This is a genomic window from Pseudomonas juntendi (assembly GCF_009932375.1).
In the GTDB taxonomy this organism is placed as follows: domain Bacteria; phylum Pseudomonadota; class Gammaproteobacteria; order Pseudomonadales; family Pseudomonadaceae; genus Aquipseudomonas; species Aquipseudomonas juntendi.
In genome coordinates this window covers 1-798 of sequence record NZ_BLJG01000438.1, presented here as the reverse complement: position 1 = coordinate 798, position 798 = coordinate 1, and the positions used below count along the sequence as shown (strand labels likewise).

Below are 798 nucleotides of genomic sequence, written 5' to 3'. Positions count from 1 at the left end.
CTTCCGAATCCGTTGGAAGAAGCGACCACTCGGGTCCGTGCGGTTAATAGGGTCACCTCCACAGTAAGCAGCTGGGTGCAACCCACCTTTATCGAATGGGCTCAATGGGTCAATGCTGCAGAAACGCATCAGTGCGGGGTTGTATAGTCGACGTCCTGCACCCAGGGGGTAACCATGAGTACGGGAATCACACCACTGCCCGTTGAATCCAAGAAGCGCTTGCAATTTTTCCGTAGCCAGATATCCGTAGGGTGAATACACCGCTGAGCCAGATGCGGATCCTAGGACTGAATTAGCAAAGTCAACTCGAAGTACTTTCGCTGTTTGCGATTGATCAAGTTGAGCCAGCACCACGTCATTTGCCCATAACACGTGACGATTGCCCAGCGTGGCTACTTCTGTTGTCAAATGACCATTTTTATAAAAATGCAGGCTTCGTTGAGGCGCTCGAGCCTGTGCCTTCTTGCTGGTGGAAGAGGGGCGCATGGTGGTGACCTGAATGTTGGCTGCTGTATCGGAACTCTGCGCGGTCTGAATACCCAGTACAACTGGCAGTTTTACCAGGTCATCAGCACCGAGGCGGACGACAAGAGAGGTTGACAGTCGAGGCTTAACAATCCTGCGAAATCCAAGTCACATTCGCGGTTCCCAGGCTATCCCGGCCAACGAGGTCCCTGCCAATGAAAGCATTCGCCCTGGCAACTCTGTTAACCCTGGCCGTAAGCCCGGTGTTCGCATTCAGCCTCAGCGACGCTGCCAACGCCGTATTCGCCATGCAAAACCAGCAACAGCAAGGCC

1 protein-coding gene and 1 pseudogene are annotated in these 798 nt (G+C 53.8%); one reads left to right on the top strand and one right to left on the bottom strand.

The features are described from left to right. Positions 1-486: RHS repeat-associated core domain-containing protein (locus GYA94_RS26590; protein ID WP_161893446.1), on the bottom strand; the 486-nt coding region annotated here is incomplete at its 3' end. A gap of 194 nt (positions 487-680) precedes the next feature. On the opposite strand from GYA94_RS26590, the pseudogene GYA94_RS26585 reads away from it, so the two are divergent. After that, positions 681-798, top strand: a pseudogene (locus GYA94_RS26585) (DUF2780 domain-containing protein); the annotation flags it as partial.